The sequence below is a fragment of the Dickeya sp. ws52 genome, assembly GCF_007210685.1.
GTDB classification, from domain to species: Bacteria; Pseudomonadota; Gammaproteobacteria; order Enterobacterales; family Enterobacteriaceae; genus Dickeya; species Dickeya chrysanthemi.
Genome location: NZ_SZVX01000014.1, coordinates 12,506 through 25,312, shown reverse-complemented (window position 1 = coordinate 25,312; position 12,807 = coordinate 12,506). Strand labels below are relative to the sequence as shown.

Below are 12,807 nucleotides of genomic sequence, written 5' to 3'. Positions count from 1 at the left end.
CTACTGGGATAATCTCTAAGACTAAATGAGCAAGGTACAGCTATAAAACACGCCGCAAAAAAAGAAGCCGCAACATTTATTTGTCGCGGCATTCTTAATGGATTAATGCGTTACGCATTGCACCTACAGGCGCATGAGATTCGCTTACTTCTTGATGCGGATAACCGGGGTTTCCCCAACGACTACGGTGCCGTTCAGTTTGATCAGCTCTTTGATCTCATCCATGTTAGAGATAACGACCGGAGTCAAAGTGGACTTGGCTTTCTCTTCCAGCAACGGCAAATCAAACTCGATTACCACATCGCCTTTTTTGACGCGTTGCCCTTCTTCGGCGATACGCTTAAAGCCTTCGCCTTTCAGTTCAACGGTATCAATACCGAAGTGAACGAACAGCTCAATGCCCGTGTCTGATTCGATGGAAAACGCATGGTTGGTTTCGAAGATTTTACCAATGGTGCCGTCTACGGGGGCAACCATCTTGTTACCGCTAGGTTTGATAGCGATACCATCGCCGACGATCTTCTCAGCAAAGACGACATCAGGTACGTCTTCAATATTGACGATTTCGCCAGATAACGGGGCAATGATTTCGATGCTGCCGGTTTCTTTCTTGTCGTCAGAAACCAGAGATTTCAGTTTATCGAACAAACCCATGATTTTCTCCTAAGCATTAATATTGGGTCAGCACAGCGGTATCAGCAAAGCGTCTTTTCTTTAATGAACCGGCTTACCAGACTGCTTAACTCTTCTGCTGTCGGCTTGGCTAATGCCTGCTCCGCCAGCGCTTTCGCATCTTCGTAGTTGGCATTGCGAATAATTTTCTTGATGCGAGGAATCGAGATGGCACTCATGCTGAACTCATCCAGACCCATTCCCAGCAGCAGTAGTGTAGCACGTTCGTCACCTGCCAGTTCACCGCACATGCCGGTCCACTTGCCTTCGGCATGGGAAGCATCGATCACCTGCTTAATCAGGGTCAACACGGCCGGAGACATCGGGTTATAAAGATGAGAAATCAGCTCGTTCCCACGATCTACCGCCAGAGTATACTGGGTTAAGTCATTTGTCCCAATACTAAAGAAGTCAACTTCCTTCGCCAGGTGATGGGCGATGGCCGCCGCGGCCGGGGTTTCCACCATCACGCCGACTTCGATGGTTTCATCAAATGTTTTGTTTTCGGCACGCAACTGGGCTTTGAGCATCTCCAGTTCGGCTTTCAGCGTACGCACTTCTTCTACCGAAATGATCATCGGGAACATGATGCGCAGTTTGCCGAACGCTGAGGCACGCAGAATAGCGCGCAACTGCGAATGCAGAATCTCTTTGCGATCAAGGCAGATACGAATCGCACGCCAGCCGAGGAACGGGTTCTCTTCCTTCGGCAGGTCCATGTACGGCAGGTCTTTGTCGCCGCCGATGTCCATGGTACGCACGATCACCGCCTGCTCGCCCACCGCTTCCGCGACGGCTTTGTACGCCTGGAACTGCTCTTCTTCGGTCGGCAGGGCATCGCGATCCATGAACAGGAATTCGGTACGATACAGGCCCACGCCTTCCGCGCCGTTACGCTCAGCGCCGGCGACGTCGCGCACGGTACCGATGTTGGCGCACACTTCCACCTGATGACCGTCCAGCGAGATGGCCGGCAGATCTTTCAGTTTGGCGAGTTCGTATTTCTCGGTGTTGTACTGCTCCTGAACGGCTTTGAGCTGGTCAATAGTCGCCTGATCAGGATTTTGATAAATCTTGTTGTTCACCCCATCCAGAATGATGAAATCGCCATTCTTGATTTTTTGGGTGGCGTCGGTCGTACCCACGATGGCGGGCAGCTCCAGCGAGCGCGCCATGATCGAGGTATGGGATGTACGGCCGCCGATATCGGTAATGAAACCCAGCACCTTGTTCAGGTTCAACTGTGCGGTTTCAGACGGGGTCAGATCTTTGGCGATCAGGATGACTTCATCCTGAATGTCGCCCAGATCGACGATATGCAGGCCCAGAATGTTTTTCAGCAGGCGCTTGCCGATATCGCGCATATCCGCTGCGCGCTCTTTCAGGTATTCATCATCCAGTTCTTCCAGCGCTTTCGCCTGGGTCTCGATGACGGAATAGGCCGCCGCGTCTGCAGACGCGTGATCGTCTTTAATCAGGGAGATGATTTCCTGCTCGAATTCCTCATCTTCCAACAGCATGATGTGCCCTTCGAAGATGGCTTCTTTCTCTGGCCCCAGCGTTTCAGCGGCTTTTTGCTTGATGACTTCCAGTTGCTGTGACGCTTTGGCGCGGCCGGTCAGGAAGAGCTCGATTTCCTTCTCGACCTGGTCTGCAGAGATTTTTTTCCGGTTGACGACAATTTCGTCATCTTTCAGTAGCAGCGCCTTACCAAAAGCAATACCCGGTGATACTAATATGCCTGAAATCATAACCCTACCTTACTTGATTCTGATGTTCACTGAAAGATAGCGGGCCGTTTACTCAAGCTCAGCCATCAGTTTAACCAGATGTTCAACGGCTTGCTGCTCGTCTTCACCTTCGGCAGAAATCGTGACGACAGTCCCTTGAGTCAGACCCAGAGTCTGCAGTTTGAACAGGCTTTTCGCGCTGGCGCTTTTACCGTTGGAGGTGACGGTGATTTCAGAGGTAAAGCCTTTAGCTTCTTTCACGAACTGTGCGGCAGGGCGAGTGTGCAGACCATTTGGCGCGGTAATCGTTACTTCTTGCTTGAACATTCTGTTTTCCCCAACTTGTTGGATTAGGTTCATGTTGTGGAACTAAAGTTTAGTGTATGTGCTGAACTTTAGCCTGCTTGGTTGCCCTGAGTGGTTCAGGACAGGCCGGGATGCGGTAAGGGAAACGGAGTGCGCTTACCCCTGGTTAAGTCGGTAATGCCCCTTGCTCGTTGTTCCTGCGGTAATAAAGCGTCCGGCCCTGCAGCTTCATGTCGCAAGAATGATATCCGTATGTGGGGGCTCTGCCGGATATTAATTTCACGCATCAAAATAATTGTCCGGTTAAATACTAAACCTGGCGCGGAAAAGCAATGTGCAAGTAACAGAAAGTTTGAACTCTGCCACAAAAAAGCACCCGGAAGGGTGCTTTTTTAACTTTTGAATCACACTCGCGAGAAGAATGACTTACTGCTGTAATTCCTGCTCGGTGAACAGATCGGCAAAGAGTGCGGTACTGAGGTAACGCTCACCGGAAGAAGGCAGGATCACGACGATGGTTTTGTTAGCGAAATCCTCTTCTTTCAATAGGTTAAGCGCTGCCGCTACCGCTGCGCCGGAGGAAATCCCTGCCAGAATACCTTCTTCTTCCATCAGGCGGCGAGCCGTGTTGATCGCTTCTTCGTTAGTGATACGCTCGACGCGATCGACCAGTTTCAGATCCAGGTTGGCTGGAATAAACCCTGCGCCGATCCCCTGGATCTTGTGCGGACCGGGTTTGATTTCTTCGCCGGCCAGCGCCTGGGTGATGACCGGCGAGTCGGTCGGCTCAACGGCCACGGAAATAATCGCCTTGCCTTTGGTCTGCTTGATATAGCGGCTAACGCCGGTCAATGTGCCGCCGGTGCCGACACCTGCGATAAACACATCGACTTCACCGTCGGTGTCTTCCCAGATTTCCGGACCGGTGGTTTTTTCATGAATTTCCGGGTTGGCCGGGTTGCTGAACTGCTGCAACAACAGATAATGCTGCGGGTCGCTGGCCACGATTTCTTCGGCTTTGGCGATAGCGCCTTTCATGCCTTTGGCGCCTTCAGTCAGCACCAGATTGGCGCCCAGCGCTTTAAGTAACTTACGGCGCTCAAGGCTCATGGTTTCCGGCATGGTCAGCGTCAGTTTATAACCGCGCGCTGCCGCTACATACGCCAGCGCAATACCGGTATTACCGCTGGTCGGCTCTACGAGTTCGACGCCGGGCTTTAGCACACCGCGTTTTTCGGCATCCCAAATCAGGTTGGCGCCGATGCGGCATTTGACGCTGAAGCTCGGGTTACGTGACTCCACCTTAGCCAGAATACGCCCATTGCCGATGCGATTCAGACGAACCAGCGGCGTATGGCCGATAGTGAAAGAATTGTCTTCGTAGATCTTACTCATAGCCCGTCCTTTAATAGCTGTATGAAATTTTTGCGAACCATAAAGAGAATACCTGTTCGGGAAAGCCAGTGAAGGAAAGAATCGCTATATCGATATGTTCTGAGGAAATATGTTTTTCCCAACATCCAGTTATAGAACATCGATACTCCGACATTTTTTCCGTTCAAGATCCCCGGTTACGTACGGTGCTGTGTACCGGAAAGATGACGGTAACGATCGACCCATAAGGCCGTCGCGCCGCAGACGGCGACCGGCATGATTAACAGGTTCAGCACCGGCACCATCGTGCACAGGCTGACTAGCGCGCCAAATTGGAGATTGGTCAGCTTGTTCTGCCGTAATGCCTCTCGCATGGCGACGAAACCGACCTTGTGATTGTCGAACGGATAATCGCAGTATTGGATTGCCAGCATCCAGGCGCCAAACAGAAACCATACCACCGGTATGATCGTCTGGCCGACGCCGGGCACGAAATACAGCAGCAGTAGCACCAGTACACGGGGTAAATAATAGGCCAGTTTTTGCACTTCGCGCCGCATAATGCGCGGGACGTCTTTGGCGATATCACGTATTCCGCTGGCCGGCAGGGGCTGACCGGTTAGCCGGGCTTCCAGTTGCTCTGCCAGTAACCCATTAAACGGCGCGGCAATCAGATTGGTCAGCGTGCTGAAGAAATAGCTGAACACCAGCAATACGGAGAGCGTCACCAGCGGCCAGAGCAGGTAACTCAGCCACTGTAGCCATTCCGGTACATGGGTCATGAGTTGCGGAATCCAGTTTCCCAACTGGCGAAATAGCCACCAAAAAGCGCCGCCCATCAGCAGGATATTCATCAGCATAGGAAGAATGACAAAACGGCGAATGCCGGGTAACGACAGCAGTTGCCAGCCTTTCAGAAAATAATGCAGGCCGCTGTGTTTGGGATCAAGGTGTTGCGTGTAAGACATGGTGCGGTTTCTCACCTTAGGATATGCAGGTTACGGCATCATATCGGGATGGTTTTCGGCTGGCTAGTTGCGATTTGCATGAAAAAACGGCAAAAAAATGCCCCCTGTCGATCTTTATTATCATAAACTAGTGCACGGACTTGCACTTGGGTACACAGGCAAATACAGTTAGAGGTATGTGTATTTGCCGTAGTGGCAATGTATTGGAATAACTGGGATAGCAATGATGCAGGACCTGCGTCTGATCTTGATTGTCGTTGGCGCGATCGCAATTATAGCACTGTTACTGCATGGTCTTTGGACAAGCCGTAAGGAGCGCTCGTCCCTTTTCCGTGATCGTCCGGTAAAACGCCTGAAGCCAAAGCGTGATGATACCCCGCTGGAAGACATTGACGACGGGGTGGGTGAAGTGCGGGTGACTTCTTCCCGCAGCCAGAAAAATACGCCGTCCGGCGATTATGCGCCTTCAGGCGAGCGTCCGGAGCCCGCCTTCAGGCAGGAATCGCCGGTGTATGACCCGTTACTGGACGATGTTGAACCACCAGCGCCGTTGCGCCAGCCTGTTACGCCACATGCAGAACCGCAGCCTCGCTATCAGCAGCCGTCATCCCAGTCGGCAGAGCCTGTACAAGCGGTTAATGAGCCGGCGGCGCAAACCTATCACCGGCAACCCGATCCTGTGCCTGACGCGCCGACAACGGTACAACATGAACCACCGCAAGAAGCGGTGCTGGTCTTGCACGTAGCGGCTCATCAGGGCGGCGTGATTGGCGGCGAGTTGCTGTTGCAAAGCGTGTTGCAGGCGGGATTCCAGTTCGGTGAAATGAACATCTTCCACCGTCATGTTAACCCGGCCGGCAGTGGGCCGGTGTTGTTCAGTCTGGCTAACATGGTTAAACCCGGTTCTTTCAACGTGGAAGCCATGTCGGAATTTACCACGCCGGGCGTGTCGATTTTCATGATGGTGCCTTCGTATGGCGAGGCGAGTCAGAATTTCAAGCTGATGCTGCAATCCGCTCAACGTATCGCCGATGATGTCGGCGGCGTGGTGCTGGATGACGAGCGTCGCCTGATGACGCCGCAGAAGGTGGAAGCGTATAAAGCCCGTATTCGCGATGTGCTCAAGGCGAACAGCGCTCAGGGCGAATAACGTTTGGGGCGAATAACGGTAGCGTGTCGTTAATGCTCTCTCTTTTCACAAGCCTCCGTTCTCGGGGGCTTTTTTACTTTCATCGCAATCGTTCATGCAGCGATCGCGTTCAGTATGTCGGTGTCGGGCAGTAAACCTGTCGGCTGGCGGCAAGGTGCAGACAGTGAGCGGTAATAATACCTTAAAACAGGAGTTGGGGCTGGTTCAGGGCATCGGGTTATTGTCGACCTCGTTGCTGGGAACCGGCGTGTTTGCTGTGCCCGCATTGGTGGCGGAGCAGTCGCGTGGCGATAGTCTGTGGGCCTGGCCGCTGCTGATTGCTCTGGTGTTTCCGATTGCGATTGCTTTTGCTTCGTTGGGCCGACACTTTCCGAATGCCGGCGGCGCGGCGCATTTTGTCCGACTGGCGTTCGGTCCCCGTTTAGCCAGAGTGACCGGCTGGTTATTCTTATCCGTAATCCCGGTTGGCTTGCCCGCGGCAATGCAGATTGCGTCTGGTTTCTGGCAGGCGGCCTTTGGATTGAGCGCCGGTGGTTTACTGTTGGTGCAGTTGTTGACGCTGGCGGTGATTTGGTTGCTGGGAATACGTAGCGCCGGTTCCAGCGCGACGGTGCAGACGCTGATTGCGTTGCTGGTGGTGTTGCTGGTGGCGGCGATCTGGTGGAAGGGGCAGATAACGTTGTCTCAGATACCGTGGCCCGCACTCGCGGAGATTAACGGTGCGAAGATGCTGGATGCGCTGGCGGTAATGTTCTGGTGTTTTGTCGGACTGGAAGCTTTTGCGCATCTGGCGACTGAATTCAGGTCACCCGAGCGTGATTTTCCACGCGCGTTGTTGATCGGTATGTTGCTGGCCGGCGCCGTCTATTGGGGATGTACCGTCGCAGTACTGCATTTCGGCGCTTACGGCCCCCATCAGGCGGCCACCGCATCGCTGCCCGGCGTGGTGGTGCGGCTATTCGGCGACCATGCATTGTGGCTGGCCTGCATCGTGGGTTATCTCGCCTGTTTCGCCAGCGTGAATATCTATACCCAGGGTTTTGCCCGGCTGGTGTGGTCGCAAGCACCGGAAGGGAGCCGTCTGGCGCGTTTATCCGCATCGCGTGCGCCGGTGAATGCGTTATCGCTGGTAGTGGCCTGCTGCCTGATCTGCTGTCTGCTGATCTATTGGCTGCAACTGCCGTTGTCTGAACTGATCGTTTACGCCAACGGCATTTTTATTTTGATTTATCTGCTGTGCATGTTGGCGGGATGGCGGCTGCTGCATGGCCGTTCGCGGGTGATGGCGGGCGTTGGAAGTGTATTGTGCGTAGCGTTATTGCTGACGCTGGGCTGGAAGTCGCTGTATGCGTTAGGCATGTTGGCGGCGCTGTGGCTGATGCTGCCTGCAAAAAACGAGGCTGTTGCGACCGGTTAGCGCCGGACAACCAGACAGGAGCCGAAGCCCTGTCTGACGTAGCGCCGCCGGGGGATTACTGCGGGTCGGCGGGCGGTCGCTGCCCGGCTTCGCTGCCGGCGGTTTTCGTTTCCAGTGCGCTCACGCGCTGTTCCAGCAACGCCAGTTTCTCACGAGTACGCAGCAGAACCTGGGTTTGTAAATCGAATTCCTCACGGCTGACTACGTCCAGCTTGCCCAACTGCGACTGTAAAATCTGACGGATTTTCTTCTCCATATCTTCGCCAAATTCCCGGATGCCTTTCGGCATGGATTCTTGCACCTGACGAGCAATCTGCTCTAACTTTTTCGGGTCAATCATGACGCTTTCCTGAACTGTTTGACGAAACGGTGGATATGTTCTCAGTGTAATGCCAGACCTGCTCGGTATAAACAAAAAGTGATTTGTATCTTATGAATTTTGCGATCTATCAGTAGGGTTAGCGATTGCCCCTCTCTTCGGTTAGCGTTATAGTAGCTCTGCTTATTCTCAGGGCGGGGTGCAATTCCCCACCGGCGGTAAACCAGTTTGCGCCTAAGGCCGACTGGAAGCCCGCGAGCGCTCAAGCGGTATCGTTTGAGGTCAGCAGATCCGGTGTAATTCCGGGGCCGACGGTAATAGTCCGGATGGGAGAGAGTAACGGTTTCTGACAGGTTCGCGCCTGCCCGCGTTATTTTTGCGCTTTTGCCGCTGTTTTTCAGCTTGCATCAGCGACTCCTCAAGTTCGCCCTGATTCTGGTAATCCATATTAACAATGAGGTTTTTTTACCATGAATCAGACTTTACTTTCCGAATTCGGTACTCCTGTTGAACGCGTTGAACGTGCGCTGGATGCGTTGCGTCAAGGCCGCGGCGTGATGGTGCTGGACGATGAAGACAGGGAAAACGAAGGTGACATGATTTTCCCGGCCGAAACCATGACCGTTGAACAAATGGCGCTGACCATTCGCCACGGCAGCGGCATCGTGTGTCTGTGTCTCACCGAAGAACGTCGCCAGAAGCTGGAACTGCCGATGATGGTGGAAAACAATTCCAGCCATTATCAGACGGCGTTCACCGTCACGATTGAAGCCGCTGAAGGCGTCACTACCGGCGTCTCCGCCGCCGATCGCCTGACGACGATTCGCACGGCGATTGCCGATGATGCCCGTGCGAGCGATCTGAATCGCCCTGGTCATGTGTTCCCGCTGCGTGCGCAGCCGGGCGGCGTGCTGGCGCGTGGCGGTCATACCGAAGCGACGGTGGATTTAATGCGTCTGGCGGGGTTCAAACCGTTCGGCGTGTTGTGCGAACTGACGAATGACGATGGTTCTATGGCACATGCGCCGGAAGTCATCACCTTTGCGAAACGGCACAATATGCCGGTGCTGACTATCGAAGATCTGGTGGCTTACCGTCAGGCGGCTGAGCGCAAAGCCAGCTGATTGTCGTCAGACAACATCGTATCGACACAGGGCCGGTTTTCCGGCCCTGTGTCTTTTCAGGCATGGTGTTTTTGGGGTGTCAGGTTCAGGCGGGTTTGCGCGCCAGCAGCGTGGCAAAGCGCAGTTTGATACGGTTGCCGTCGGCGTCGGTTTTGTGCAGTTCCCCTACATCTTCGTTGTATTTTACGATCTCCCAGTCTCGGTAATAGTCGTGTAATTCGTTGTGCCCAAAGGTAAACGAGAACGGCAGTGGGCAGGGGAAATCGTCGGTGGACATGGCGGCGACAATCAGATTATAGCCACCGGCAACCGTGCGCTCCTGCATGTTGCTGACGATAGCCGGGATGCATGAGCGTTCCAGAAACATAAATACCACTGTCGACAGGATGAAATCGTACTGATGACGAACATCGGCCTGATTGATATCGTGGACGAACGCCTCAATCCGGCTGAGTGATTCATCGGCAATGATGTGATTGAGCTTATCAATACTCATGGCGTTCTTGTCACAGGCGGTGACGTCAAACCCTTTCAGGTTCAGGTAGAGCGCGTTACGCCCGCCGCCACAGCCCAGATCCAGCGCTTTCCCCGGTTGCACATAGCGCAGGGCGTTGATGACTTCCGAGTGGGTGCGCGTCAGCTCATATTTTTTGTGGTAATAGTCTTCCGCCGTGCAGTAAAAGCCCAATTGGCATTCCAGATCGTCTGAAAACGAGACAATGCGGTGCCAGCACTGGGGTTCGATATAGGGCGGTTGTTGTTGCGGCGAGAACTGGAAACGCTCCGTAGTTTCACCTTGTTCCGTCAGCAGGTCGAACGTCATCTCGCCTTTTATAATCTGTAGCTTCGCCCAGGTGCCTTCTTTAGTGTTGTGTTTTTCCTGGAATGCCGCAGGCAGCGTACTGCTGTTCCATACCGGCATCTGTTTATAACAAATCAGTTCTTGCATAAAGACCTCGTGCATCCGCGTATCCGGCTATTCTATTAAGCGCGCGATGGTGTGACCAGAAATATGTATTACAAATACATGAAATGACAAGGCGGCCGCTGTAGCCGTCGTCATGGCGTTTCATGATGACAGTTGTCGTAGCAACGGGAAGGCCTCTTTCATGCGGTCGCCGCCCACGACAAAAGCCCGTAACTGTTCTCCGGCCATCCCTTTTGCCACTATGCCGCCATCATCGGCTATGAGGTGCCAGACCAGTTGCGGGTTTTGTGTTTCCCCCGCCAGTTGTAACGGAAATAGCGGCGTTTTCACTCGAATCAGCATCGCAGGCAGGGTGAGGGAGCGGTTTCCTTCCTGTAGAGGGTTGTTCGCGCCATGACCTGTGCCGGCCGCAATACTGTTAGCCGCGATGCTGGCGGTCAGTTGAATCGGTTGTAAAAAGGGCAGCAGTTTGCCGTTGATTTCGGCGCAGTCTCCCAGCGCGTAAATATGTGGATCAGAGGTACGTAGCTGGTTGTCGGTCACAATGCCGCGATTCACCGCCAGACCGGCGGCGGCGGCCAGCGAGGTATTGGCGCGCAATCCGATGGCGCAGATCACTTCGTCAACCTCTAGCGTGCGACCGGATATTAATGTGACGTTCAGGCCTGCATCGGTTTTTTCCACCCGCTGGAGTTCAGTATGGAGTAACAGTTCTACGCCTTGGCGCAGCAAGGCGGTTTGTAGCCGGGCGCTGAAATCGACGGGCAGCAGCGCGGAAAGAAGGTGTGATGCTCGATCCGCCAGCACGACGTGCTTACCGGCTTGCGCCATATCCATCGCCAGCTCGCTGCCGATCAACCCTGCTCCCACGACCAGAATGCGCCTTGCCTGCATCAGGCGAGTTTCCGCCTGACGATATTCCTGCTGGCTGTTGAGCGTCAGCATCCATTCATGGCCGGGAATCGGCGGGAGCACGGCGCTGGCGCCTGTTGCCAGCACCAACCGGTGATAATCATAGCGGCGGGCATCGCAGATAACCTGCCGCCCCGCGACGTCAATACCGGTGACGGCGGTATGCGGCAACAGCGTAATCCGCTGTTCTTCGGCAAATTGCGCGGCGCTCATGCGCGTCAGGTCATCGGCACGGCGCTGCTGGCTTAACACATGGCTCAGTTCCGGTTTACTGTATTCGTCGCCGCTGTCGGCGGTGATCAGACGAATAGGGCAATCGGAATCCTGTTTACGTAGGTTTTTAATCAATTGCCGGGCGGCAAAGCCTGCCCCGACAACAATTATTTCATTGCGAATGATTTCATCAGACATGGCCGTTCCTTAGTTGATGGGATTAAACACGTCTTTGCCTAAGCTGCATTCGGGGCACAAAAAAGTGTCCGGAACATCAGACCAGGGTGTGCCCGGCGCTACGTCCTGCATCGGTTCGCCGATCGACGGGTCGTAAATCCACTGACACACGCTGCATTGCATTCGGTTGTTGTACTGCGTTGCCGGCGCGTTATTGCAGTTACAGGGGGCGGCGGGGGCAATCTCTGCCGGTCTGTCGATGTCGGTAACCGCCGCGGTTTGGCTGATGCCTGAGGCGGCAGGCAATACGGTTAACGGATGCAGCGCCCATTGCCGGGCAATTTCACGACCATGTTCCCGGCAAATTGCCAGCGCAGAGCCATCCGGGCGCCACTTGGTTTTCAGCGACAGCGTGGTCTCAAAGCCGGCATCCATCAGCCGGGTTTGGATGCGATCAACCGCGCCGCCGTTCCAGCCGTAACTGCCAAAGGCAGAGGCTTTCTTGTTCTGGAAGCGCAAGCCGGTAATTTCCTCCAGCATGGCGGCCACTTTCGGCATCATCACGTTATTCATGGTGGAAGAGCCGACCAGCACGCCTTTGGAGCGAAACACCTGCGTCAGAATTTCATTTTTGTCATGGCGAGCCACATTGTAGATTTTCACGGCCACACCCGGATCGACATCATGGATCCCCTGGGCGATGGCATCCGCCATCATGCGGGTATTGTTGGACATGGTGTCGTAGAACAGGGTGATGCGATCTTCCTGATAGCTATCCGCCCAGCGCAAATAGTGATGAATGATCTGCGCCGGGTCATCGCGCCATACCACGCCGTGGGAGGTGGCGATCATCGACAGCGGCAGGTTAAACGCCAGCACTTCGTTGATTTTGGCGGTGACCAGACGGCTGAACGGCGTCAGGATATTGGCGAAATAGCGTTGGCACTGCTCAAACAGCTCACCCTGATCGACTTCATCATTGAACAGGTGTTCATCGCAGTAGTGCTGGCCGAAAGCGTCATTGCTGAACAGAACGGCGTCGCCGCTCATATAAGTCATCATACTGTCCGGCCAGTGCAGCATCGGCGTTTCGATGAACACCAATTGCTTGCCGTTGCCGATGTCCAGCGAATCGCCGGTTTTGACGGTGTGGAAGTTCCATTCAGGATGATGGTGATGACCGGTAATCGAGTCGATAGCGTTATGGGTGCAGTAGATCGGCGTATCAGGGATATGGGCCATCAACTCGCTCAGCGCCCCGGCGTGATCTTCTTCCGCATGGTTGATAACGATGTAATCGATCTGCGCCAGATCGATCTCCGCCATCAGGTTCTGGACAAAATCACGACTGAACTTGTGGTCAACGGTGTCGATCAGCACCGTTTTTTCTTCCCGGATCAGGTAGCTGTTATAGCTGCTGCCTTTCAGCGTTTTATATTCGGTGCCGTGGAAGTCGCGCACTTCCCAATCCCGCTGCCCGACCCAGTGAATATTGTTTTTAACATGAATAGACATCG

The 12,807-nt window shown here is 54.2% G+C and carries 12 protein-coding genes and 1 riboswitch; of the genes, 3 read left to right on the top strand and 9 right to left on the bottom strand.

All coding sequences use genetic code 11. The annotated features are described in order from the left end of the window. Positions 1 to 144: 144 nt before the first annotated feature. The 5 genes from crr to cysZ all read right to left on the bottom strand — a co-directional run bounded on the left by crr (position 145) and on the right by cysZ (position 5,050). Positions 145 to 654 (bottom strand): PTS glucose transporter subunit IIA, encoded by a 510-nt coding sequence (gene crr / locus FDP13_RS14320; protein WP_012770940.1) that lies wholly within the window; start codon positions 652 to 654, stop codon positions 145 to 147. 41 nt (positions 655 to 695) lie between these two features. Continuing rightward, positions 696 to 2,423: a phosphoenolpyruvate-protein phosphotransferase PtsI gene (gene ptsI / locus FDP13_RS14315; RefSeq protein WP_012770939.1), complete on the bottom strand. Its 1,728-nt coding sequence runs from the start codon at positions 2,421 to 2,423 to the stop codon at positions 696 to 698. A 48-nt stretch (positions 2,424 to 2,471) separates the two neighbouring features. Continuing rightward, complete coding sequence (ptsH, locus tag FDP13_RS14310) at positions 2,472 to 2,729, bottom strand: phosphocarrier protein Hpr (protein WP_012770938.1); 258 nt, start codon at positions 2,727 to 2,729, stop codon at positions 2,472 to 2,474. Positions 2,730 to 3,134: 405 nt separating this feature from the next. Further along, positions 3,135 to 4,103 carry a cysteine synthase A gene (gene cysK / locus FDP13_RS14300; RefSeq protein ID WP_143839725.1) on the bottom strand — a complete coding sequence of 323 codons (969 nt, stop codon included), beginning with the start codon at positions 4,101 to 4,103 and terminating at the stop codon, positions 3,135 to 3,137. A 176-nt stretch (positions 4,104 to 4,279) separates the two neighbouring features. After that, a complete protein-coding gene (cysZ, locus tag FDP13_RS14295) occupies positions 4,280 to 5,050 on the bottom strand; it encodes a sulfate transporter CysZ (RefSeq protein ID WP_033576086.1) in 771 nt (256 codons plus the stop codon). A gap of 223 nt (positions 5,051 to 5,273) precedes the next feature. Here cysZ and zipA point away from each other — a divergent pair, with 223 nt between their 5' ends. Continuing rightward, positions 5,274 to 6,200, top strand: a complete 927-nt coding sequence (gene zipA / locus FDP13_RS14290; RefSeq protein ID WP_012770935.1) for a cell division protein ZipA — start codon at positions 5,274 to 5,276, stop codon at positions 6,198 to 6,200. Between the two features lie 163 nt (positions 6,201 to 6,363). Then, a complete protein-coding gene (yjeH, locus tag FDP13_RS14285) occupies positions 6,364 to 7,617 on the top strand; it encodes an L-methionine/branched-chain amino acid transporter (RefSeq protein ID WP_143839724.1) in 1,254 nt (417 codons plus the stop codon). 55 nt (positions 7,618 to 7,672) lie between these two features. Here the strand turns inward: yjeH and FDP13_RS14280 are convergent, their stop codons facing one another. Then, positions 7,673 to 7,957: an accessory factor UbiK family protein gene (locus FDP13_RS14280; protein ID WP_012770933.1), complete on the bottom strand. Its 285-nt coding sequence runs from the start codon at positions 7,955 to 7,957 to the stop codon at positions 7,673 to 7,675. A gap of 160 nt (positions 7,958 to 8,117) precedes the next feature. Then, positions 8,118 to 8,278, top strand: a riboswitch (FMN riboswitch). 128 nt (positions 8,279 to 8,406) lie between these two features. Between FDP13_RS14280 and ribB the strand changes: the two genes are divergently transcribed. Continuing rightward, the gene (ribB, locus tag FDP13_RS14275) at positions 8,407 to 9,060 is read left to right on the top strand and encodes a 3,4-dihydroxy-2-butanone-4-phosphate synthase (RefSeq protein WP_027712977.1); all 654 of its coding nucleotides are present in this window, start codon (positions 8,407 to 8,409) and stop codon (positions 9,058 to 9,060) included. An 85-nt stretch (positions 9,061 to 9,145) separates the two neighbouring features. On the opposite strand, the gene tehB is transcribed toward ribB, so the two are convergent. The 3 genes from tehB to norV all read right to left on the bottom strand — a co-directional run bounded on the left by tehB (position 9,146) and on the right by norV (position 12,805). Next, positions 9,146 to 10,009, bottom strand: coding sequence for an SAM-dependent methyltransferase TehB (gene tehB / locus FDP13_RS14270; RefSeq protein ID WP_143839723.1), 864 nt, complete (start codon positions 10,007 to 10,009; stop codon positions 9,146 to 9,148). Between the two features lie 120 nt (positions 10,010 to 10,129). Further along, positions 10,130 to 11,311: an NADH:flavorubredoxin reductase NorW gene (gene norW, locus FDP13_RS14265; RefSeq protein WP_033576083.1), complete on the bottom strand. Its 1,182-nt coding sequence runs from the start codon at positions 11,309 to 11,311 to the stop codon at positions 10,130 to 10,132. 9 nt (positions 11,312 to 11,320) lie between these two features. Further along, positions 11,321 to 12,805: an anaerobic nitric oxide reductase flavorubredoxin gene (norV, locus tag FDP13_RS14260; protein WP_143839722.1), complete on the bottom strand. Its 1,485-nt coding sequence runs from the start codon at positions 12,803 to 12,805 to the stop codon at positions 11,321 to 11,323. Between the last annotated feature and the right edge of the window lie 2 nt (positions 12,806 to 12,807).

Bases quoted from the DNA above. Each gene is read 5' to 3' on its own strand.
- crr (WP_012770940.1), bottom strand. From the start codon at position 654: ATGGGTTTGTTCGATAAACTGAAATCTCTGGTTTCTGACGACAAGAAA.
- ptsI (WP_012770939.1), bottom strand. From the start codon at position 2,423: ATGATTTCAGGCATATTAGTATCACCGGGTATTGCTTTTGGTAAGGCG.
- ptsH (WP_012770938.1), bottom strand. From the start codon at position 2,729: ATGTTCAAGCAAGAAGTAACGATTACCGCGCCAAATGGTCTGCACACT.
- cysK (WP_143839725.1), bottom strand. From the start codon at position 4,103: ATGAGTAAGATCTACGAAGACAATTCTTTCACTATCGGCCATACGCCG.
- cysZ (WP_033576086.1), bottom strand. From the start codon at position 5,050: ATGTCTTACACGCAACACCTTGATCCCAAACACAGCGGCCTGCATTAT.
- zipA (WP_012770935.1), top strand. From the start codon at position 5,274: ATGATGCAGGACCTGCGTCTGATCTTGATTGTCGTTGGCGCGATCGCA.
- FDP13_RS14280 (WP_012770933.1), bottom strand. From the start codon at position 7,957: ATGATTGACCCGAAAAAGTTAGAGCAGATTGCTCGTCAGGTGCAAGAA.
- ribB (WP_027712977.1), top strand. From the start codon at position 8,407: ATGAATCAGACTTTACTTTCCGAATTCGGTACTCCTGTTGAACGCGTT.
- tehB (WP_143839723.1), bottom strand. From the start codon at position 10,009: ATGCAAGAACTGATTTGTTATAAACAGATGCCGGTATGGAACAGCAGT.
- norW (WP_033576083.1), bottom strand. From the start codon at position 11,311: ATGTCTGATGAAATCATTCGCAATGAAATAATTGTTGTCGGGGCAGGC.
- norV (WP_143839722.1), bottom strand. From the start codon at position 12,805: ATGTCTATTCATGTTAAAAACAATATTCACTGGGTCGGGCAGCGGGAT.